This window comes from Pseudomonas sp. RA_5y_Pfl1_P24 (genome assembly GCF_963970945.1).
Classification (GTDB): Bacteria; Pseudomonadota; Gammaproteobacteria; order Pseudomonadales; family Pseudomonadaceae; genus Aquipseudomonas; species Aquipseudomonas tritici.
Genome location: NZ_CAXAOJ010000008.1, coordinates 321,328 through 343,184, shown reverse-complemented (window position 1 = coordinate 343,184; position 21,857 = coordinate 321,328). Strand labels below are relative to the sequence as shown.

Sequence of the window (21,857 nt, the reverse complement as noted above, 5' to 3'; positions counted from 1 at the left end):
TTCCATGTACGAATCCCCAAGCTGGCTGCATGAGTTGTGGATCGCCCGGGAGACGCTCTGGGCGGGCTTCCAGGCTAGCGTGTATGTCTCGGCGCTGGCCATTATCTTTGGCACCCTGATCGGCATCGTCGCCGGGTTGATCCTCACCTACGGCAAATTCTGGATGCGTGCGCCGTTTCGGCTGTATGTCGACTTGATCCGTGGCACACCGGTATTTGTACTGGTACTGGCGTGTTTCTACATGCTGCCGGCACTCGGCTGGCAAATCAGCGCGTTTGAGGCCGGCGCGGTCGGGCTGACGTTGTTCTGCGGCTCCCACGTCTCGGAAATCGTGCGCGGCGCGCTGCAAGCCATTCCCCGTGGGCAACTGGAAGCGGGCAGGGCGATTGGCCTGACGTTCTACCAGTCCCTGGGCTACGTGCTGTTGCCCCAGGCGCTGCGCCAGATCCTGCCGACTTGGGTCAACTCCTCGACGGAAATCGTCAAAGCCTCGACCTTGCTCTCGGTGATCGGCGTGGCCGAGCTGCTGCTGAGCACCCAGCAAGTGATCGCACGCACTTTCATGACCCTGGAGTTCTACCTGTTCGCCGGGTTTCTGTTCTTTGTCATCAACTACGCCATCGAATTATTCGGTCGCTACATTGAAAAGCGGGTGGCCTTGCCATGAACCAACCTCAAACAACCCAACCGCTGCTGAACATTCGCGGTCTGCGCAAACAATACGGCGAAGTCGAAGTGCTCAAGGGCGTCGACCTCTCCATGCAGCGCGGCAATGTGGTGACCTTGATCGGCTCCAGCGGCTCGGGCAAGACCACGCTGTTGCGCTGCGTCAACCTGCTCGAAGAGTTCCAGGGCGGCCAGATCAGCCTCGATGGCGAGTCCATCGGCTACAGCGAGATTGCCGGCAAGCGCGTACGTCATCCTGAACGGGTGATCGCCCAGCACCGTGCGATGACCGGCATGGCGTTCCAGCAATTCAACCTTTTCCCACATTTGACTGCGTTGCAGAACGTTACCCTTGGCCTGCTCAAGGTCAAGAAAATGGGCAAGGACGAAGCCGTCGCGCTGGCGGAAAAATGGCTGGACCGCGTAGGGCTTTTAGAGCGTCGCAACCACTTTCCCGGCCAGCTTTCCGGTGGACAGCAACAACGTGTGGCCATTGCCCGCGCGATTGCCATGAACCCGAGCCTGATGCTGTTCGACGAAGTCACCTCGGCCCTCGACCCCGAGTTGGTGGGCGAAGTGCTCAGCGTGATCAAGGGCCTGGCGGAAGAGGGCATGACCATGTTGTTGGTTACCCACGAGATGCGCTTTGCCTATGAAGTCTCGGACAAAATCGTTTTCATGAACCAGGGCCGCATTGAAGAGCAGGGCACCTCGAAGGACATCTTCGAACGCCCGCAATCGCCGCGCCTGGCGGAATTTCTCAAGAACATTCGTTTTTAATCAGGAGCCTATTTTTATGAGCATCACTCGTTACGGTGCCGGTAGCACAGCCGGAGGTGGCCAGCCACGTCCTTTCGCCCGCGCGGTGGAAGCGGACGGCTGGCTGTACGTCTCGGGCCAAGTGCCTGCGGTGGACGGCGAAATCATCACCGGCGGGATTATCGAGCAAACCCGCCAGACGATGCGCAACGTGGTGGCGATCCTCGAAGAAGCCGGCTATGAGCTCAAAGACGTCGTGCGCGTCGGCGTATGGCTGGAAGACCCCCGGGACTTCTGGAGTTTCAACAAGGTATTCGGCGAATACTTCACCCCGGAACACGCCCCGGCACGTGCCTGTGTGCAGGCGAACATGATGGTCGATTGCAAGGTCGAGATTGATTGCGTGGCCTACAAGAAAAAAGGCTAAATGCCCCTCAATCTTGAGGCCACTGGAGATCAGCTGTGGGAGCTGGCTTGCCTGCGATGACGGAGTGTCAGCCAGCCCATCCGCCAATGACCCACCGCCATCGCAGGCAAGCCCGCTCCCACAGGGGATCGCGGTGCAGCACACACCTTTGACCGGACCGGAACCGCCATGACCGAAGACACCATCAAACGCCGCGCCAAGGGCCTGGACCGTGCATTCGATATCCTCGATTTCCTCAAGGAAATCGGCCAACCCCTGCGCCCGAATGATATTGCCAGCGGCATCGGCAGCCCCAAATCCACCGTCTACGAATTGGTCGCGTCCTTGCTCGAACGACGCATCCTCGAAACGGTGGGCAAGGACGGTCACGTCTACCTCGGCCGCCAACTGTACTTTCTCGGCCAGGCGCACCTGCGCCATTTCGACCTGACCCGCGAGGCCGACCACGCCTTGCAGGAAATCGTCAGCCGAACCCACGAAACCGCGCAGATGTGCCTGCTCAACGGGCGCAAATACACGGTGGCGCTGATGCGCGAAGGCGAGCGGCATTTCCGGATTTCCTCGGACATCGGCGAAAACGCACCGATCCCCTGGACCGCCTCCGGACGCCTGCTGCTGGGGCACTTGAGCGATCAGCAGATCATTGATCTGATCGATCCCGACGACTTCATCCTGCCGGATGGCGAGCGCCTATCGCTGGAGACCTTCCTGGCGCAAATCCGTCAGGCCACCCTTGATGGCTTCTTTTCCTTCGACAGTGTGGCCGACACCTTTACCCATTGCTTTGCCGCCCCGGTACGGGACGCCCAAGGCATCAGCATTGCGACCCTGTGCATCGTCGCCCCACGCGCCGACGCGCTCAAAAACTACAACGACTATCGCCGGGTGTTGATCGACAGCGCCAACCACCTGGCCCGGCGCGTCAACGAATAGGAGTTTTCCATGTCTGCCATCAATGCCGTTGAAAAGGGCGCGGCTGCTGCCGGTGCCCACCTGGTTCGTGACGTCAGCCTGCCCGCCCTGGTGCTGCACCGTGACGCCCTGGAGCACAACATCCGCTGGATGCAGGACTTTGTCAGCAAGAGCGGCGCCGAACTCGCGCCCCATGGCAAGACCAGCATGATGCCGGCACTGTTCCAGCGCCAGATCGCAGCGGGTGCATGGGGCATCACCCTGGCCAACGCCGTACAGGTCCGTGCTGCTTATGCCGGCGGCGTGCGCCGTGTGTTGATGGCCAACCAACTGGTGGGCGCGCCAAATATGGCGTTGATCGCTGACCTGTTGGCCGACAAGGATTTCGACTTCCACTGCATGGTCGACCACCCGGATAACGTCGCCGACCTCGGCCTGTTTTTCGCCGCTCGCGGTTTGCGCCTCAACGTGATGATCGAATACGGCGTGGTCGGTGGCCGCTGCGGTTGCCGTAGCGAGCAGGAGGTCCGTGATCTGGCCAAGGCGATCAAGGCCCAGCCTGCCCTGGCCCTTACCGGTATCGAAGGCTATGAAGGCGTGATCCATGGCGAGCACGCCATCAGCGGCATCCGTGAGTTCGCCGCCAGCCTGGTGCGCTTGGCAGTTGACCTGCAGAACAACGGCTCTTTCGACCTGCCCAAGCCCATCGTCACCGCGTCGGGGTCCGCCTGGTATGACTTGATCGCCGAGTCTTTCGAGGCGCAAAACGCCGCCGGCCGCTTCCTCAGCGTGCTGCGCCCGGGCAGCTACGTGGCCCACGACCACGGCATCTACAAAGAGGCGCAATGCTGCGTGCTTGACCGCCGTAGCGACCTCAGCGAAGGCCTGCGCCCGGCGCTGGAAGTCTGGGCGCATGTGCAGTCTATGCCTGAGCCCGGTTTTGCGGTGATCGCCCTGGGCAAGCGTGACGTCGCCTATGACGCCGGTTTGCCGGTGCCGCTCAAGCGCTACAAGGCCGGTATTGTTCCGGCGGAAGGCGATGATGTGGGCGCGTGCAAGGTCACGGCAGTGATGGATCAGCATGCATTCATGACCGTCGCCGCGGGGGTGGAGTTGCGTATTGGCGACATCATCTCGTTCGGCACTTCCCACCCTTGCCTGACCTTTGACAAGTGGCAAGTGGGTTGCCTGGTGGATGAGCAGTTGCAGGTGATTGAGTCTTTGCATACCTGCTTCTAGACCGTGTCGCTCCCTTCGCGAGCAAGCCCACCCCCACATTGACCGCATTTTATCTGTAGGCATGCAGTCAACTGTGGGAGCGGGCTTGCTCGCGAAGGGGCCATCAGCCCACTCGAGAGAGATGCCATGCCCTCCCAGCCCCACATCGCCCTCATCGGCGAATGCATGATCGAACTGCAACACCGCGCCGACGGCAGCCTGCACCAGAGCTTCGGCGGCGACACCCTTAACGCGGCGGTCTACCTGCGCCGTGAACTGGGCGACACCGCTCACGTCGACTACGTTACCGCACTGGGCGATGACAGCTTCAGTGACGCCATGTGCCAACAGTGGGCGCAAGAAGGCTTGGGCCTGGGCAGGGTCCAGCGCCTGCCCGGGCGTTTGCCAGGCTTGTATTGCATCCAGACCGATGCCAATGGCGAGCGTAAATTCCTCTATTGGCGTAACGAAGCCGCCGTGCGCGAGTGCTTCACTACGCCTGCGGCCGAGCCGATCCTGGCCGCCTTGCCGGACTACGACGTGGTGTATCTGAGCGGCATTACCCTGGCCGTACTGGGTGAAATCGGCCGTGAGCGTTTGCTGCCAACCTTGAGCGAAACCCGTCGACGCGGGGGTAAGGTGGTATTCGACAACAACTACCGACCGCGCTTGTGGGCCAGTGTCGAGGCGGCACGGGCGGCGTATCACCAGGTGTTGGCCGAGGTGGATATTGCCTTGTTGACCGAGGATGACGAGCGCGCGTTGTTTGGTTATGCCGACAGTGAGCAGGTATTCGCAGCGTATCCGGGGATTGCTGAGGTGGTGCTCAAGCGCGGTGCGCACGCGTGTTTGATCCGTTGTGCAGGGGAGCGCTTCGCAGTGCCCGCGCTGAAGGTGGAGAAGGTGGTGGATACGACGGCGGCGGGGGATTCGTTCAGTGCGGCGTATTTGGCTGGTCGGCTCAAGGGGGGCTCACCCGAAGAGGCCGCCTTGGCTGGGCATCGGTTGGCGAGTCGGGTGATCCAGGTGTCGGGAGCTTTGATTCCCGGGTGAATGGCCGCCTGCGGCGGTTCGGGAGCAAGCCCCACAGTTGACTGCATTCCTTCAGATGACATGCGGTCAACTGTGGGGCTTGCTCGCGAAAGCGGTCCAAAGCCAACCCCTTAGTCCCGGTAAAACACCTGTACCAAGTGATACCCAAACTTACTCTTGATCGGCCCGTGAACCACCTTCACCGGCTTCTTGAAAATCACCGCATCAATCGGCCCGACCATCTGCCCAGGCCGCACTTCACCCAGATCGCCGCCACGCTTGCCAGACGGGCAGGTGGAGTACTTCTTGGCCAGCACGTCAAACGCCTCGCCCTTGGCAATGCGCTGCTTGAGTTGTTCGGCTTCTTCGCTGGTTTTCACCAGGATATGACGGGCTTGGGCTTTCATTGATCTCTACCAGGTGTGCGACGGCGCGCGATTATGCCTGAACTCATTCGTCCACGCTGATCATGCTGCGGATTGTCGTGGCCAGCAGGTCGATGGAAAACGGTTTGGCAACCATGTTCATGCCGTCTTCCAGAAAGCCCTGGCGCTCAGCGGCTTTCTCGGCGTACCCGGTCATGAACAGGACCTTGAGACCGGGCCGCTGCTGACGGGCAATTTCCGCCAACTGCCGGCCGTTCATGCCCGGCAGGCCGACATCGGTGACCAGCAAATCTACGCGCAGGTCCGACTCCAGCAGCGGCAGTGCAGCCCGTGCGTCCGCCGCCTGATGCGCGGTGTAGCCCAGTTCATCGAGCACATTGACCACCAGCATGCGCACCGCCGGGTCGTCCTCGACCACCACCACCGCCTCACCCGCCAGCGCCAACGGGGCTTCGCTCAGGTGCGGCGGCTGGCTGCTTTCCAGCGACGTACCGTACAGGCGCGGCAGGTACAGGCGCACACACGTGCCCTGGCCCGGTTCGCTTTGAATGGTCACGTGTCCGCCGGACTGCTGGGCAAACCCGTAGATCATCGACAGCCCCAGGCCGGTGCCCTGGCCGATGGGTTTAGTGGTGAAGAACGGGTCGAACGCCTTGGCCAGGATCTTCGGCGCCATGCCCGTGCCGTTGTCGCACACGCCCAGCATCACGTAGTCGCCAGCCTTGACCGGTTCAAGGGTGGTGATGTCGGAGCCGTCCAGGTAACTGTTGGCGGTTTCAATCAGGATTTCACCGCCATCGTGCATGGCATCGCGGGCGTTGATTACCAAATTGAGCAAAGCGTTTTCCAGTTGGCTGGCATCGGTGTTCACCGGCCAGATGTCATGGCCGAGTTGCACTTTGAGCGAGATATGCGCGCCCGTGGTACGCCGGAACAAATCTTCCAGAGACGTCACCAATTGGTTCGGGTTCAGCGGGCGTCGGTCCAGTGACTGGCGGCGTGAGAACGCCAGCAAGCGGTGGGTGAGGGCGGCCGCACGATGGGCGGACGACACGGCGGCATCGGTAAAACGCCCGATCTCATCACTGCGCCCGGCGGTGATATAGCGCTGCATCAGGTCCAGGCTGCCGATGATACCGGTGAGCATGTTGTTGAAGTCATGGGCGATACCGCCGGTGAGTTGGCCGACCGCTTCCATTTTCTGCGCATGGCGCAGGGCGTCTTCGGCGCGCTCACGCTCGTACATTTCGTTTTGCAGGCGCTGGTTGGACTCGGCCAGCGCCTGGGTGCGCTGGGCCACGCGTTCCTCAAGGTTTTCGTTGAGGTGGCGCAGGGCCTGTTCGGTGTGCTTGCGCTCGGTGAGGTCCAATGCGGCACCGAGGAACCGCGCCGGGCGGCCTTGATGGTCCTTGTAGCAACGGCCCCGGGCAAACACCCAGCGCACGTTGCCATCGGCCTGCAGCAGGCGGTATTCCTCAGCGTATTCGGTGCCGAAGGTGATGCAGTGTTTGATGCTGCGCGTCACCGTGCCACGGTCTTCGGGGTGTACGCCTTGCAGGTACTCGCTGATCGGCAGCAGGCCTGCATCGCTGGGGTCGACGCCGTGCAGGTAGGCGAAATGCGCGTCGGCAATAAAACGGTCTTCGCCGATATCCCAGTCCCAGGTGCCTACGGCGTCAGTGGCCGCCAGGGCAAGTTGCAGGCGTTGTTCCGTGTTGTGCTGGGCCCGGCGGCGTTCGTTGGTTTCGATGGCGGTGACCAGGATGCCAGCCACGTTGGCGCTTTCATCGCGGACCGGGCTGTAGGTCAGGTCCAGCCAGATCTCGGCGTCGCGATTATTGCGTTGCAGCACGAAGCGCTGCTCGCTGAACGTGCGCACCTCGCCGCTGAGCACAGCGTCGTAGACCGGCGCGGCAAAACTTTCCAGCTCCGGCCAAGTCTGGTGCGCGGGTTTGCCCATGGCTTCGGGGTGTTTGTTACCCGCCAGCAGTGCGAAGCCGTCGTTATAGAGTTGCGTGAGTTGGCTGCCCCACAACAGCAGCATCGGCATCGGCGAGTGCACGACGATATCCACGGCAGTGCGCAGGCTTTGTGGCCAATCATTGGCCTCACCGAGTGGGCTTTGCGCCCAGTCCAGCCGCGCAATTAAAGCGGCGGCTTCGCTACCGGTGGATGTTCCCTTCATGTAAAAACCCTGAGCGTAACGCTTTGAAAGATGACAACACCCATTATCCCGTGACGTGGGAATGAGTGACTACCCCCGAAAAATAGCATGCATTCAGGGTTTGTCTTCAAATCAGTGCGCCGGGGCTGAAACCTTTCATCCTTCAGCCAGTTCAGGGCGATTGCGAAACTGCTCCAGCGCCTGCGGGTTCGCCAGGGCGTCGGTGTTCTTCACGGGCTCGCCGTGCACCACATTGCGCACCGCCAATTCAACGATCTTTCCGCTGATGGTGCGGGGGATATCGGTGACAGCGAGGATCTTCGCCGGTACATGGCGTGGTGTGGTGTTGGCGCGGATCACCTGGCGAATGTGTTGCTCCAGGGCTGCGTCCAGGTCGACATCGTCGTTGAGGCGCACGAACAGCACCACACGAACGTCTTCCTGCCAGCGTTGGCCAATCGCCAGGCTTTCCAGCACCTGTGGGACTTTTTCCACCTGGCGATAAATCTCTGCCGTGCCGATGCGTACGCCGCCCGGGTTGAGCACGGCGTCGGAACGCCCGTGAATCAGCAAGCTGCCATTGGGCCGCTGTTCGGCGTAGTCACCCTGGGCCCATACGCCGGGGAACTGGCTGAAATACGAGGCGCGCAGTTTATGGCGCTCCGGGTCGTTCCACAGGCCGATCGGCATGGCCGGGAAATGCCGGGTGCACACCAGTTCGCCTTTTTCGCCGATCAGTGGCTGGCCCTGGTCGTTCCACACTTCAATGGCCATTGCCAGGCTCTTGCACTGCATTTCGCCGCGCCGCACCGGCAACACTGGGTTGCCGATCACAAAACAGGAGACGATATCGGTGCCACCGGACATGGAGGACAGGCACAACTCGCGCTTGATCTCGCGATACACGTAGTCGTAGCTCTGCGGCGACAACGGTGAACCTGTTGAAATCAGGCCTTTGAGGCTGCTCAGGTCGTGGGTCATGCGCGGTTGCAGGCCGGACTTTTCCAGCGTGGCAAGAAACTTGGGGCTGGTGCCGAACACGCTGATCTTTTCCGCGTCGATCAGGTCGATCAGCCGCTCGGGGCCCGGGTGAAACGGCGAACCGTCATACAGCACCGCCGTGGCGCCGATGGCCAGCACCGACACCAGCCAGTTCCACATCATCCAGCCGCAGGTGGTGTAGTAGAACAGGCAGTCCTCGCGCGACAGGTCGGCGTGCAGGCCGTGTTCCTTGAGGTGGGTGAGCAGCACGCCGCCGGTCCCATGGATGATGCATTTAGGGATACCGGTGGTGCCGCTGGAATAGAGGATGTACAGCGGATGATCGAACGGTACGGCGACGAATTCCGGCTCGCCACCGGCTTGGTAGGCGTCCTGCCACAGGGAGATGCTGGCGTGGGTGCGGTAGTCCTCGACCCGCGCCTGGGGCCGTGCATAAGGCACGATGATCAACTGTTCCAGGGACGGCAGGCGCTCGAGGATTTCATTGAGCTTGGCGGTCTGGTCGATGTGCTTACCGGCATAGCGGTAACCGGCGCAGGTGATCAGCACTTTGGGTTCGATCTGGCCAAAACGGTCGATCACGCCCTGGGTGCCAAAGTCGGGCGATGAGCACGACCAGATCGCGCCCAGGCTGGTGGTCGCGAGCATGCCCACCAGGGTTTGCCAGGTGTTGGGCATGCACGCGGCAACCCGGTCGCCCTGGGTGACGCCGGCAGCGCGCAGGCTTTTTTGCAGGCCGGCGACATGGGCAGCCAGTTCGGCGTAGGTCAATTGCTCGCGTTTGCCGTCTTCGCCGATGGCAACCACCGCCGGGTGGTCGTCGCGGCGGCGCAGCAGGTGCTCGGCGAAATTCAGCGTGGCGCCGGGGAACCAGTGGGCACTGGGCATCTCGGTGTCTTCGATCAGCACGGCCGTGGGCGGACTGCGAAATTGCACGTCGAAGAACGCCACGATCGCCCGCCAGAAATCCGGGCGCTGGTCGATGCTCCACTGGTGCAGGTCCGGGTAGTCGCTGAGCTGCACGCAGTAGTGGTCGTTGAGGTAGCGGCGGAACTGGTCCATGCGCGTGTTGGCGATGCGTGCCGGGGAGGGTTGCCAGAGGATGTCGGACATAAAGCTGCCTCTTATTCTTTGAACGAAAGCAGGTCAACACTGTGGGAGCAGGCAAGCCAGCTCCCACCTTTGATCGCTGTTAGCTGGAATTACTGTGCCAGCCAACCGCCATCCATATTCCACGCCGCACCGCGCACCTGGCTACCCGCCTCGCTGCACAAAAACAGCACCAACTCACCCAACTGCGGCGGCGTGACAAACGCCAGTGACGGCTGCTTCTGTGCCAGCAAATCATGCTGCGCCTGCTGCGGGTCCACGCCATTGGCGGCGCGATCATCAATCTGCTTCTGCACCAGCGGCGTCAGCACCCAGCCAGGGCAGATGGCGTTGCACGTGACGTTGCTGGTTGCCGTTTCCAGGCCCACTACTTTGGTCAGTCCGATCACGCCGTGCTTGGCCGCCACATACGCCGCCTTGCCCACGGAACCGACTTGCCCATGCACCGACGCGATATTGACGATGCGCCCCCAGCCCTTGGCTTTCATGCCCGGCAAGCTCAGGCGCGTGCTGTGGAACACCGAGGACAGGTTGATCGCGATGATCGAGTCCCAACGCTCAACCGGGAAGTCTTCCACCGCCGCGACGTGCTGGATGCCGGCGTTATTCACCAGGATATCCACGCCGCCGAATTCACGCTCGGCGTAGGCGATCATGTCGGCGATCTGCGCCGGGTCGCTGACGTCGGCCGGGTGATGGCCGACCTTGCCGCCAAACGCTTGCACTTGCGCGATCACCGCGCCGGCGTCGCCGAAGCCGTTGAGAATCAGATTGGCCCCGGCCTTTGCCAGGCTCAACGCGATGCCCAAGCCGATGCCGCTGGTGGAGCCGGTGACCAGAGCGGTCTTGCCGTTCAATGTCGTCATGAAAACCTCACACAATGCCGGTGGCGTAGAAAGTACCGATCACCACAAACACCGCGAGGGTCTTGATGATCGTGATGCCGAAAATGTCCTTGTAGGCTTCGCGGTGGGTCAGGCCAGTCACCGCCAACAGCGTGATCACCGCGCCGTTGTGGGGCAGGGTGTCCATGCCGCCGCTGGCCATCGCCGCCACCCGGTGCAGCACTTCTAGGGGGATATTGGCCGCATGGGCCGCCGAAATAAAGCTCTCGGACATGGCCGCCAGGGCAATGCTCATGCCGCCCGACGCGGAGCCGGTAATACCGGCCAGCAGGGTCACGGTAATTGCTTCGTTGACCAGCGGGTTGGGAATGCCTTTGAGCCAGTCTGCCAGTACCAAAAAGCCTGGCAACGAGGCGATCACCGCGCCAAAACCGTATTCCGAGGCGGTGTTCATCGCCGCCAGCAGCGCACCGCTGACCGCACTTTTACTGCCTTCGGCCAGCTTGCTTTTGATCGCCGACCAGCCGAACACCAGCACCATGATGATGCCCACCAGCAACGCCGCCTGCACCGCCCAGATTGCGGTCAGCTTGGCGATGTCGGTGGTCACCGGTGTGCTCATGCCCGGCAGGCTGAGGCTGTGGGCCTTGCCGTACCACTGCGGGATCCAGTGGGTGAACAACAGGTTCATCACCCCCACCAGAATCAGCGGCGACAGCGCGATCCATGGGTTGGGCAGGGTCAGGTTCTCAGCGGTTTCGGGCTCGTTGCGCAGTTCGGTGCCATAGCCTTCACCGGCACGTTGCGCCTTATTGCGCTGGCGCGCGAGGTACAGCATGCCGGCGCAGAACACGAAGATTGTGCCGACCAACCCCAGCCACGGCGCGGCCCAGGCGGTGGTGTTGAAGAAGGTGCTGGGGATGATGTTCTGGATCTGCGGCGTGCCGGGCAGGGCGTCCATAGTGAACGAAAACGCACCGAGGGCGATGGTTGCCGGTATCAGCCGCTTGGGAATATTGCTCTGGCGAAACATCTCCGCCGCGAACGGGTACACCGCAAACACCACCACGAACAGCGACACGCCGCCATAGGTGAGCAGGGCGCAGACCAGCACGATCACCAGCATCGCCTGGCGCGTGCCGAGCAAGCGGATCGCGGCGGCGACAATCGAGCGCGAGAAGCCCGACAACTCGATCAGCTTGCCAAACACCGCACCGAGCAGGAACACCGGGAAATACAGTTTGATAAAGCCGACCATTTTCTCCATGAACACCCCGGTAAACGCAGGGGCGACGGCGGACGGGTCGGTGAGCAGCACAGCGCCGAGGGCGGCGATGGGGGCAAACAGGATAACGCTGTAGCCACGGTAGGCAGCCAGCATCAGCAGCGCCAGGGCTGCCAGGGCAATGATCACACTCATGGTGTGTCTCCATCGGGTTGTTATTTTTGTGGGGTGAGGCTGAAGGAGGGCTATAGCGAGATGTGTGCCAAGATCACAAGCTATTGAAATATAAGGATATTTAAGATTACTCAAACAACAACTCTAAGGTTTGTCTCTTATTTGAGACAAATGCAGTTCAAATGTGGGAGCTGGCTTGCCTGCGATAGCGGTCTACCTGCTAGCCTATATGCAAGCTGAACCACAGCGATCGCAGGCAAGCCAGCTCCCACATTAGGTTGTCTTGAATTCGAGAGTTATGTCTCTTTATTGAGATTCGGTGATGCCCAACGCCACCATTTTCTTATACAGCGTCGAGCGCCCAAGCCCCAGCCGCTTCGCCGCCTCCACCACATTCCCCCCACAGTCCCTCAACGCCGCCCCAATCACCTGCCGATCAAACCGCGCCCGCGCCGCGCTGAAACTCTCCCCCTCGACCGGTGCCAGCGCACTGTCACGCTCCACCGGGGTGAACGTACCAATCGCCGCACGAATTTCCCGGGCATCCAACACCAAGTCATCACTCAACAACGCCGCGCGCTCCAGCACGTTACGCAGCTCACGGATATTCCCCGGCCACGCATGCTGCGCCAATAACGCTAACGCTTCATGATCCAGTTCATGCTGGCTGCGCAGTTCCTCAAGAATCGCCTCACTCAGCGCCGGGACATCCTCCAGCCGCTCACGCAATGGCGGTACCTGGATCGGCAGCACATTCAGCCGGTAATACAGGTCCGCACGAAATTCGCCGCGCTTGATCGCCGCCTCCAGGTCCATGGACGTCGCGGCAATCACGCGCACATCGCTGTGCAGCATCTCGTTGGAGCCTACTGGCTCGAATTCTTTTTCCTGCAATACCCGCAGCAATTTGCTTTGCAGCGGCAGGGGCATGTCCCCGATCTCGTCGAGGAACAGCGTGCCGCCTTGGGCGATCTGGAATTTACCGGGACGGCCCTTGCGGTCAGCACCGGTAAACGCGCCCGGTGCGGTCCCGAAGAACTCGGCTTCCAGCAGGTCTGCGGGAATCGCCGCGCTGTTGACGCTGACAAAGGCCTTGTGCGCCCGCGTGGAGGCGCCGTGAATCGCCTGGGCGAGCAACTCCTTGCCGGTGCCGGTTTCCCCCAGTAACAATACCGGCGATTCGGTACTCGCACTGCGCCGCGCCCGGCGTTTCACTTCAAGGCTGGCGGCGCTGGTGCCGATGAAGTGCGCAAAGTTGTATTTGCTCTGGCGCGAACGCAGCAATGAGCGAGTGGAGGCCAGCTCCTGTTGCATACTCAGGTAACGTTCGATCAATGGCGACAGGTTGCGCAGCTCATCAAACAAGGCAAAACCAATCGCCCCGATCACCGCGCCTGCGTCGTTGTGGATCGGCAGGCGCATTACCACCAGCGGGCCTTTGGGCGTGTCCTGGATATCCAGCAAGATCGGCTGATCATTGCGCACCACCTGGCGCAGCAGGCTGTTGGAAATCACCTGTTCACAGGGCTGGCCGATGGCTTCGTCAGCGCTTTTCAGGCCGAAGCGCTTGGCGTAACGCTCGTTCATCCAGACAATATTGGCGTCGCGGTCGACAATCACTGTGCCCTCGCTGGACTGCTCGATAATCTCGAACAGCGACTGGATGGCCAGGCCGCGAACCTGTTGGTAGTCCTTGAGGTTATCGGTGATGTTCATGTTTAGGCTACCAACACAAATTGGACATGGAATCGCGATCCTTGTGGGCGCGCACGCCTATAAGGGAATGTGCGCCGCTGCTAAAAGCTCTTTGGTATAGGCATGCTGCGGTGAATCAAACACCTGGTGGCTCGCGCCGGCCTCCACCACCTTGCCGTCCTTGATCACGATCATGTCGTGGGCCATGGCGCGCACCACCGCCAGGTCATGGCTGATAAACAGGTAAGTCAGGCCGTATTTCTGTTGCAGTTCACGCAGAAGTGCCACCACTTGTTTCTGCACCGTACGATCGAGGGCCGAGGTGGGTTCGTCCAGCAGCATCAGCGCCGGCTTGAGCACCAGGGCGCGGGCGATGGCGATACGTTGGCGCTGACCGCCAGAAAACTCATGCGGATAGCGGTGGCGGCTAGCAGGGTCAAGGCCCACGTCCTCGAGCACCTGAACCACCTGCGCATCGCGGTCGGCCAGGCTGCACGGCGCGTGTACTTCCAGGCCTTCGCTGATGATCTGCTCCACGGTCATGCGTGGGCTGAGGCTGCCGTAAGGGTCCTGGAACACCACCTGCATCTGCTTGCGCCATGGGCGCATTTGCTGGTTATTCAGCGGGTCGAGGGCTGCACCCTGGAAGCGGATACTGCCGGTGGAATCGAGCAAACGCAGGATCGCCTGGCCCAGGGTGGATTTACCCGAGCCAGACTCGCCTACGATCCCCAGGGTCTTGCCACGCTGCACGCTGAGGCTGATGCCATCCACCGCACGCAGATAGGTTTTGCGCCGAAACAGGCCGCTGCTCAGCGGGAATTGCACGCTCAGGTCGTCGACCTGCAACACCGTCTCGCGCTCATCGCTGCACAGCGCATCACCGGCCGGTTCAGCATCCAGCAGCAGGCGGCTGTAAGGGTGCTGAGGCGAATTGAACAGGGTCTGGCAGTCGGCCTGTTCGACAATCTCCCCGGCGCGCATTACGCACACGCGTTGGGCAATGCTGCGCACCAGGTTGAGGTCATGGCTGATCAGCAGGAGCGACATGCCCAGGCGTTGCTGTAAGGACTTGAGCAGCAGCAGGATCTTGCGCTGCACGGTCACGTCCAGGGCGGTGGTGGGTTCATCGGCGATCAGCAACTCCGGCTCGCAGGCCAGGGCCATGGCGATCATCACCCGCTGGCGTTGACCACCGGAGAGCTGGTGCGGGTAGGCCTTGAGCCGCTCCTGGGGTTTCTGGATGCCCACCAGCTCAAGCAATTCGAGGATGCGCGCCTGCGCCGCCTTACCGCCCAGGCCCTTGTGCACCAGCAGTGTTTCGCCGATCTGCTTTTCGATGCTGTGCAGTGGATTGAGGGAGGTCATCGGCTCCTGGAAGATCATCGCAATGCGGTTGCCGCGCAGCTTTTGCAGGGTTGCCGCTGAGGCACCGATCAATTCCTGGCCACGATACTTCACCGAACCTGTGGTTTGCGTACCCGCTTCGGGCAGCAATTGCAGGATTGAATGGGCCGTTACCGACTTGCCCGAGCCCGACTCGCCCACCAGCGCCAGGCATTCACCGGGGCGCACATCCAGGCTCAGGTTGCGCACCACGGTCTGGCCACTGAACGCGACGCTGAGGTCGCGGATTTCGATCAGGTTCATACGGGAGCACTCACGAACGGGGGTCGAAGGCATCACGCAGTGCCTCGCCGATAAATACCAGCAGCGACAGGATCAGCGCCAAGGTGAAAAACGCCGTCAGGCCCAGCCACGGCGCTTGCAGGTTCTGTTTACCCTGGGCGATCAGTTCGCCCAGCGACGCGCTGCCTGCCGGCATGCCAAAGCCCAGAAAATCCAGCGCGCTCAAGGTCGAAATAGCCCCAGTCAAGATAAACGGCAGGTAGCTCAACGTCGCGGTCATCGCGTTGGGCAGGATATGCCGGCGAATGATCTTGCCGTCACCCAACCCCAACGCGCGTGCAGCCTTGACGTATTCCAGGTTGCGCCCGCGCAGGAACTCGGCGCGCACCACATCCACCAGGGCCAGCCAGGAAAACAGCGCCATGATCCCCAGCAGCCACCAGAAATTCGGCTCGACAAAGCCGGAAAGGATGATCAGCAGGTAAAGCACCGGCAGCCCGGACCACACCTCCAGAACGCGCTGGCCAATCAAATCCACCCAGCCACCGTAGTAGCCCTGCAAGGCACCCGCCGCAATGCCGATGGCGGCGCTGATCGCCGTGAGCGCCAAGGCAAACAGGATCGACACCCGCGCGCCAAAGATCACCCTCGCCAACACATCCCGCGACTGGTCATCGGTGCCCAGCCAGTTCACCGTTGAAGGTGGGCTGGGGGCAGGGCGGGTCAGCTCGTAGTTGGGCGTGTCATCGCTGAACGGGATCGGTGGGAACAGCATCCAACCGCCGTCGTGGTTGATCAGCTTTTGCACGTAATCGCTGCGATAGTCGGCCTGGAACGGCAGCTGACCACCGAATTGCTGCTCGGTGTAACGCTTGAACACCGGGAAATACAGCTCGTTCTTGAAGCTCAGCACCAAGGGCTTGTCGTTGGCGATCAACTCGCCGCCGAGGGTCAGGATAAACAGGCCGATAAACAGCCACAGCGACCACCAGCCGCGACGGTTCTTCTTGAACCGCTCGAAACGCCGACGGGCAACGGGAGACAGATTAAGCATCAGGCGTTCCTCGCGGCGAAGTCGATACGCGGGTCCACCAGGGTGTAGCAGAGGTCACCGATCAGTTTTATCAAGAGGCCGAACAACGTGAAGATAAACAACGAGCCGAATACCACCGGATAGTCCCGCGATACCGCGGCTTCGTAACTCATGCGGCCCAGGCCGTCGAGGGAGAAGATCACTTCGATCAGCAAGGAACCGGCGAAGAACACACTGATAAACGCCTGGGGAATGCCCGAGATCACCAGCAACATGGCGTTGCGAAATACATGGCCGTACAGCACGCGTCTTTCGCTCAAGCCCTTCGCGCGTGCGGTAACCACATACTGGCGCGTGATTTCATTGAGAAACGAGTTTTTGGTGAGGATCGTCAGCGTGGCGAAACCGCCAATCACCAACGACGTTACCGGCAATACCAGGTGCCAGAAATAATCGGCGATCTTGCCCACGGTGCTCAGTTCTTCGAAGTTTTCCGAGACCAGCCCGCGCACCGGGAACCAGTTCAGCGAGGTGCCGCCGGCAAACACCACGATCAGGAACATCGCGAACAGGAACGCCGGCATTGCATAACCAATGACGATGGCGGTGCTGCTCCACACATCGAAGCTGCTGCCATGGCGCACGGCCTTGCGAATTCCCAGGGGGATCGACACCAGGTAGGTGATCAGCGTTGCCCATAAACCAAGGGAAATGGTCACTGGCATTTTTTCCAGGATCAGGTCGATCACTGTTTTACCGCGAAAGAAGCTGTTACCAAAATCCAACTGGGCATAGCGCTTGAGCATCAGCCACAGGCGTTCCGGCGCGGGCTTGTCGAAACCGTATTGTTTTTCGATGTCCTTGATCAACTTCGGGTCCAGGCCACGACTGGCGCGGGAACCGCTGCTGATGCCTTCGCCGGATGAACCACCGACGCCACCGCCGCCGATGCCTTGCAGGTGGGCGATGGCTTGCTCAACCGGACCGCCGGGGGCGGCCTGTACGATCACGAAATTCACCAGCAGGATGATCACCAGCGTCGGGATGATCAGCAACAAGCGCCGCACGATATAGGCAAACATCAGCGCGAACCTCCGCGTTTTTTCAGCTCGGCTGTCATTTGTTCATTGGTCAGTGGCGTGGGGCTGATTTCCCACCAGGTTTCCAGGGCTTCGTCGTTCTTCGCCTCGATGGCCGGGCGACCGAAGCGGTTCCACCACGCGGCCGATGTGCCCGGTGGGTAGTAGTTGGGGATCCACAGGTAATTCCATTGCAATACCCGGTCCAGGGCATGCGCGTAGGTGAGCATCTGCGCCTGGGTGTCGGCCTTGACCAGGCCTTTGATCAAGGTGTCGACGGCCGGATCCTTGAGCACCATGTAGTTATTGGCGCCGGGGTCATAGGCCGCAGCCGAGCCGAAGTAGTTGTAAAGCTCCATGCCTGGCGACGTGGTGACGGGAAAGCCGATCACGATCATGTCGTAATCCCGAGTCATGATCCGATTCACGTACTGCGAAGCGTCAATACGGCGGATATTCAAGGTGATGCCGATCTGGGCCAGGTTGCGTTTGTACGGCAGCAGCAGACGCTCAAGGCCGTTCTGCGTATTGAGGAATGTGAACGCCAGTGGCTCGCCCTCGGCGTTCACCAGCTTATCGCCTTCAGGTCTCCAGCCGGCGTCTTCCAGTAAGGCCAGGGCTTGCAGCTGTTTGTCGCGAATCATGCCGCTGCCATCGGTCACCGGCGCCTTGAACACCTGGGTGAAGACCTCGTCGGGGACCTGGCCGCGCAAGGGCTCGAGAATCGCCAGCTCTTCTTTGCTTGGTAACTGGCTGGCAGCCAGCGGGCTATTGGAGAAGAAGCTCTGCTGGCGGATGTACATGTTGCGCATCATCTGCCGGTTGGCCCATTCGAAGTCCCACAGCATCGCCAGCGCCTGGCGCACGCGGCGGTCCTTGAACATCGGTTTTTGCACGTTGAATACATAACCCTGGGCCGCTTGCGGCATCTGCTTGGCCAAATGCGCACGTTGCAAGCGGCCATCGTCGAGGGCCGGGCCGTTGTAGCCGATGGAATAGCCGGTGGCGGAAAACTCGCGGTTGAAATCATAGGCGCCGCCGCGCAAGACCTGGCGGGCCACTTCGGTGTCACCGAAATACTCCAGGCTCAGGTGATCGAAGTTGTACAGGCCACGGCTGACAGGCAAGTCCTTGCCCCACCAATTCGGGTCGCGGGTAAAGGTGATGGTGCTTCCGGAGTCGATCTTGCTGATTTTGTACGGACCGCTGCCCAGCGGGGCCTCGTAACCGCCACCATTGGCGAAATCACGGGTTTTCCACCAGTGCTCCGGGAAGACGGGCAGGGTGGCAATGTCCAGGGGCAGGGTGCGGTTTTCATTGCTGGAGAAGTCAAAACGCACCTGGCGCTCGCCCTCGACTTCGACGTGCTTGACGTCGGCGAACAGCGTGCGAAAGCGCAGGCTGCCTTGGGTCATCAACAGGTCGAAGCTGTAGCGCACGTCTTCGGCGGTGATCGGCTTGCCGTCAGCAAAGCGTGCCTTGGGGTTGAGGAAAAAGCGCAGCGACAGGCCATCGTCGGCGCGCTCCATGTTCTCGGCGACCAGGCCGTAGACCGTGTAGGGCTCATCCAGGGAGCGCTGTGCCAGCGGCGCATAGAGCCAGCCATCGACCTGGGAAACACCAATGCCTTTGTCGATATACGGCAGCACATGGTCGAAGCGCCCGATTTCGATCGCCGATCGGCGCAGGCTACCGCCCTTGGGGGCATTCGGGTTGGCGTAGTCGAAATGGCTAAAGCCCGCGGGGTACTTGGCCGGTTCACCGTATACCGTAAGGTAAGGTTGGGGTGCCGCAATCAGGGCGGTGCTGGTCAGCAACAGGACCAGCGTCGAGCTAAAAAGGTAGGAAAAAGCCAATCGCATTGTCAGCCTTGAACGCCGTGTGAAGTAGAAAAGGGATTTGTACGCTAACGGCATCAGCGTCGCCAGTCGTCACATGCACAACGGCCCACCAAAAGGCGGGCCGTTGTTTATAGCATCAGCGCAGACTGGATCAGTCCTGGCGGCTGGTGACTTCCAGCAGGTGGTAGCCGAACTGGGTTTTCACCGGGCCTTGCACGGCGTTGACCGGGGCGCTGAATACGACAGTGTCGAACTCTTTTACCATCTGGCCTGGACCGAACGACCCCAGGTTGCCGCCGTCGCGGCTGGACGGGCAGCTGGAGTTGGCTTTGGCGATTTCTGCGAAATCGGCGCCGCCTTCGATTTGGGCCTTGAGTTCGTTGCACTTGTCTTCAGTGGAAACGAGGATGTGACGGGCGGTGGCTTTGGCCATGGGAAGTAACTCCTTGAGTAAAAGGGTGAGCGTACCGGATTCAGGCGGTTATTTCCTGGCAAAGTTCCACTGGGTTTTGGGTGCTGCGCTAAACCTGGGTAGGCATCTATCCATTGTTCAGCTGCTTCGGCGTAGCGCTCATAAGCGTTCAAAGCAGGACGATATAGTCGTTTTGCTGGGTGATGGGCCGATGCGGGCCTTGCACCAAGTGCAGATAACGGCCATCCACCAGGTCGATGGGGAGGCAGTCGTCTATATCCATCACAGCGTCAGTATGGGCCTGGGACCAGTGACGCAGCATCTGTTGCTTGCCTTTGCTCATCGCTTCCTGCTTGTTGCGTGCGACCACCAGCAGGTAGTGGTGAGCCTCGCCAAAGCTGTTGGCTTCATAACCACCCAGGTTGATGAAGTACAGGTGATGCGCGCCGGCAGCCGGTGCCAGGTGGCTTATCTCGACTTTCCAGCCGTCGACGCCGTCCACTGCCATCCACGAATCGATATGCACGCCCTTGGGGCTGCCGAACCAGTCGGCGCGCAATTGCGGGTAGGCTGCTTCCAGCGTGTCGGCCACAGCGAATATCACATCGTGCACTTCAATCTTTGCGCGAGGGTGCTTGCCCCCAAGCATGACGACAAACAGCATTGCAGGTTCTTCCTGGCGACTTGGCAAAGGCTAACCATACTTCGATTGAACCCTTTTGTCCGGTCAATGCCACACTGTTAATCCGCGAACTCATCAGGAGGTTGTCATGCGTACCATTGATCTGGCGGGCGTTCCCGTCCCTGTCATCGGCCAGGGAACCTGGCGCATGGGCGAAAACCCCGACCAGCACCGCGCCGAAGTCGCGGCGTTGCAACTGGGCATTGATGAGGGCATGACCCTGATCGATACTGCCGAAATGTATGGCGAAGGTGGTGCTGAAACAGTCGTCGGCGAAGCCATTCGCGGTCGGCGTGACCACGTGTTCCTTGTGAGTAAGGTCTACCCGCACAACGCCAGTCACAAAGGCGTTCCCCGTGCCTGTGAAGCCAGCCTCCAGCGCCTGGGCACGGACTACATTGATCTATATCTGTTGCACTGGCGTGGCCAATATCCTCTTGAAGAAACCGTCGACGCCTTCGAGCGCTTGCGCGAAGCCGGCAAGATTGGCCGGTGGGGCGTCTCCAATTTCGACGTAGCCGACCTGCAGGAGCTCGCATCCCCAGCCTGCGCCACCAACCAAGTGCTCTACAACATCGAGGAGCGTGGTATCGAATTCGACCTGCTGCCCTGGTGGCAACAGCATCACTTGCCCTTGATGGCGTACTGCCCGATCGCCCAGGGTGGCGAGTTGTTAGCCAGCCCGACCCTCAAGCAGATAGCGCGGCGCCACGAGGTTACGCCCGCCCAGGTTTCTCTGGCCTGGGTGTTGCGCCAGGACGGTGTGATCGCGATACCCAAGGCCGTCACCCCGGAGCACGTGCGACTCAACGCCGCAGCCGCCAAGCTGGTACTGGATGAGCACGACCTGGACGCTATCGATCACGTGTTTGGCGCGCCCAAGCGCAAGCATGCGTTGGCGATGGTGTAGCCAGCTGGCAGGAACGGCGTCTTCCTTGGCGCCGTTCCTGTATCAATCCTATCTAGCCCGCAACCGGGCTGCGCCAGTCATCAGACCCCGATGTCCCGGACACTTCATGGGTCCACACGATCTTGCGATACGTGAAGTACACATCTTCCAGGTGCGTGAAATGGGCGTTGTCCGGGTCCTGGCAATTGGGCATGCGTGACTGGATGTCAACGATGGTCGCCCCTTCCAACTCAATGGTGAAGTAGTGTTCCTGGGTGCCGGCCGACGAGGTGCGCAACCACTCCAGCCGACACTTGACCTCTTCGCCGCTGGTCAATGCGCTGAACAGCAATGGCGAAGACTTATCGAAGACCTTGCTGATCATCAAAGGTTTATGGACCCTCTGTCCCGTTGGCTGGCCCGACTGCGGATCGCGGGGAATGATCACCTGATGAGCAAAGGCCTGGACCAGGATCTGGTCCTCATGGCCTTCCTGATAAATGTTACCTACCGAGTCCTGGGTAAACGTGCCTGCCGTAATCAAACCTTGTTTGACACCGGTGATGGAGAGATACGCGGGTGTTGGCATGACGGGTTTCCTTGCCTGATTAATGAGGTAGCCCCAACCGATAATTGTGCCGGCTGGGCAAATACCTCTAACAAGAAGCGTGCCTGAA

The 21,857-nt window shown here is 60.8% G+C and carries 20 protein-coding genes; 7 read left to right on the top strand and 13 right to left on the bottom strand.

The features are described from left to right. Window positions 1–4: 4 nt before the first annotated feature. The 6 genes from AACY30_RS16345 to AACY30_RS16320 all read left to right on the top strand — a co-directional run bounded on the left by AACY30_RS16345 (window position 5) and on the right by AACY30_RS16320 (window position 5,035). The gene (locus AACY30_RS16345) at window positions 5–667 is read left to right on the top strand and encodes an amino acid ABC transporter permease (protein WP_339471781.1); all 663 of its coding nucleotides are present in this window, start codon (window positions 5–7) and stop codon (window positions 665–667) included. Further along, on the top strand, window positions 664–1,446 hold the full coding sequence (locus tag AACY30_RS16340; protein WP_339471782.1) for an amino acid ABC transporter ATP-binding protein: 783 nt from the start codon (window positions 664–666) through the stop codon (window positions 1,444–1,446). Before AACY30_RS16345 ends, AACY30_RS16340 begins: the two co-directional genes overlap by 4 nt. A 16-nt stretch (window positions 1,447–1,462) precedes the next feature. Beyond that, on the top strand, window positions 1,463–1,852 hold the full coding sequence (locus AACY30_RS16335; protein ID WP_010210958.1) for a RidA family protein: 390 nt from the start codon (window positions 1,463–1,465) through the stop codon (window positions 1,850–1,852). Window positions 1,853–2,020: 168 nt separating this feature from the next. Beyond that, a complete protein-coding gene (locus AACY30_RS16330) occupies window positions 2,021–2,785 on the top strand; it encodes an IclR family transcriptional regulator (protein ID WP_339540705.1) in 765 nt (254 codons plus the stop codon). Between the two features lie 9 nt (window positions 2,786–2,794). Beyond that, the gene (locus AACY30_RS16325) at window positions 2,795–4,003 is read left to right on the top strand and encodes an amino acid deaminase (protein ID WP_339471783.1); all 1,209 of its coding nucleotides are present in this window, start codon (window positions 2,795–2,797) and stop codon (window positions 4,001–4,003) included. Window positions 4,004–4,129: 126 nt separating this feature from the next. After that, on the top strand, window positions 4,130–5,035 hold the full coding sequence (locus AACY30_RS16320) for a sugar kinase (RefSeq protein WP_339471784.1): 906 nt from the start codon (window positions 4,130–4,132) through the stop codon (window positions 5,033–5,035). 110 nt (window positions 5,036–5,145) lie between these two features. Here AACY30_RS16320 and AACY30_RS16315 read toward each other — a convergent pair whose 3' ends face one another. The 12 genes from AACY30_RS16315 to AACY30_RS16260 all read right to left on the bottom strand — a co-directional run bounded on the left by AACY30_RS16315 (window position 5,146) and on the right by AACY30_RS16260 (window position 20,273). After that, on the bottom strand, window positions 5,146–5,421 hold the full coding sequence (locus AACY30_RS16315; RefSeq protein WP_339540704.1) for a peptidylprolyl isomerase: 276 nt from the start codon (window positions 5,419–5,421) through the stop codon (window positions 5,146–5,148). Between the two features lie 43 nt (window positions 5,422–5,464). Further along, window positions 5,465–7,585 carry an ATP-binding protein gene (locus tag AACY30_RS16310; protein ID WP_339471786.1) on the bottom strand — a complete coding sequence of 707 codons (2,121 nt, stop codon included), beginning with the start codon at window positions 7,583–7,585 and terminating at the stop codon, window positions 5,465–5,467. Between the two features lie 135 nt (window positions 7,586–7,720). Next, complete coding sequence (locus AACY30_RS16305) at window positions 7,721–9,679, bottom strand: acetoacetate--CoA ligase (RefSeq protein WP_339540703.1); 1,959 nt, start codon at window positions 9,677–9,679, stop codon at window positions 7,721–7,723. An 89-nt stretch (window positions 9,680–9,768) separates the two neighbouring features. Then, window positions 9,769–10,542 carry a 3-hydroxybutyrate dehydrogenase gene (gene hbdH / locus AACY30_RS16300; protein WP_339415873.1) on the bottom strand — a complete coding sequence of 258 codons (774 nt, stop codon included), beginning with the start codon at window positions 10,540–10,542 and terminating at the stop codon, window positions 9,769–9,771. 7 nt (window positions 10,543–10,549) lie between these two features. After that, a complete protein-coding gene (locus AACY30_RS16295) occupies window positions 10,550–11,941 on the bottom strand; it encodes a GntP family permease (RefSeq protein ID WP_339471788.1) in 1,392 nt (463 codons plus the stop codon). Window positions 11,942–12,226: 285 nt separating this feature from the next. Then, window positions 12,227–13,636: a sigma-54 interaction domain-containing protein gene (locus tag AACY30_RS16290; RefSeq protein ID WP_339540702.1), complete on the bottom strand. Its 1,410-nt coding sequence runs from the start codon at window positions 13,634–13,636 to the stop codon at window positions 12,227–12,229. A 57-nt stretch (window positions 13,637–13,693) separates the two neighbouring features. Next, window positions 13,694–15,265: an ABC transporter ATP-binding protein gene (locus AACY30_RS16285; RefSeq protein WP_339471790.1), complete on the bottom strand. Its 1,572-nt coding sequence runs from the start codon at window positions 15,263–15,265 to the stop codon at window positions 13,694–13,696. A gap of 10 nt (window positions 15,266–15,275) precedes the next feature. After that, window positions 15,276–16,298: an ABC transporter permease gene (locus AACY30_RS16280; RefSeq protein WP_339415879.1), complete on the bottom strand. Its 1,023-nt coding sequence runs from the start codon at window positions 16,296–16,298 to the stop codon at window positions 15,276–15,278. After that, the gene (locus AACY30_RS16275; RefSeq protein WP_339471791.1) at window positions 16,298–17,359 is read right to left on the bottom strand and encodes a microcin C ABC transporter permease YejB; all 1,062 of its coding nucleotides are present in this window, start codon (window positions 17,357–17,359) and stop codon (window positions 16,298–16,300) included. The genes AACY30_RS16280 and AACY30_RS16275 overlap by 1 nt, the downstream gene beginning before the upstream one ends. Then, window positions 17,359–19,218, bottom strand: coding sequence for an extracellular solute-binding protein (locus AACY30_RS16270; RefSeq protein ID WP_339471792.1), 1,860 nt, complete (start codon window positions 19,216–19,218; stop codon window positions 17,359–17,361). The genes AACY30_RS16275 and AACY30_RS16270 overlap by 1 nt, the downstream gene beginning before the upstream one ends. 130 nt (window positions 19,219–19,348) lie before the next feature. Beyond that, window positions 19,349–19,630, bottom strand: coding sequence for a peptidylprolyl isomerase (locus tag AACY30_RS16265; RefSeq protein ID WP_339415882.1), 282 nt, complete (start codon window positions 19,628–19,630; stop codon window positions 19,349–19,351). A gap of 148 nt (window positions 19,631–19,778) precedes the next feature. Beyond that, window positions 19,779–20,273: a DUF1543 domain-containing protein gene (locus AACY30_RS16260; RefSeq protein ID WP_339471793.1), complete on the bottom strand. Its 495-nt coding sequence runs from the start codon at window positions 20,271–20,273 to the stop codon at window positions 19,779–19,781. A gap of 106 nt (window positions 20,274–20,379) precedes the next feature. Between AACY30_RS16260 and AACY30_RS16255 the strand changes: the two genes are divergently transcribed. Beyond that, complete coding sequence (locus AACY30_RS16255) at window positions 20,380–21,201, top strand: aldo/keto reductase (RefSeq protein WP_339471794.1); 822 nt, start codon at window positions 20,380–20,382, stop codon at window positions 21,199–21,201. 52 nt (window positions 21,202–21,253) lie between these two features. On the opposite strand, the gene AACY30_RS16250 is transcribed toward AACY30_RS16255, so the two are convergent. Further along, window positions 21,254–21,769 carry an Hcp family type VI secretion system effector gene (locus tag AACY30_RS16250; protein WP_012724698.1) on the bottom strand — a complete coding sequence of 172 codons (516 nt, stop codon included), beginning with the start codon at window positions 21,767–21,769 and terminating at the stop codon, window positions 21,254–21,256. Window positions 21,770–21,857: the final 88 nt, after the last annotated feature.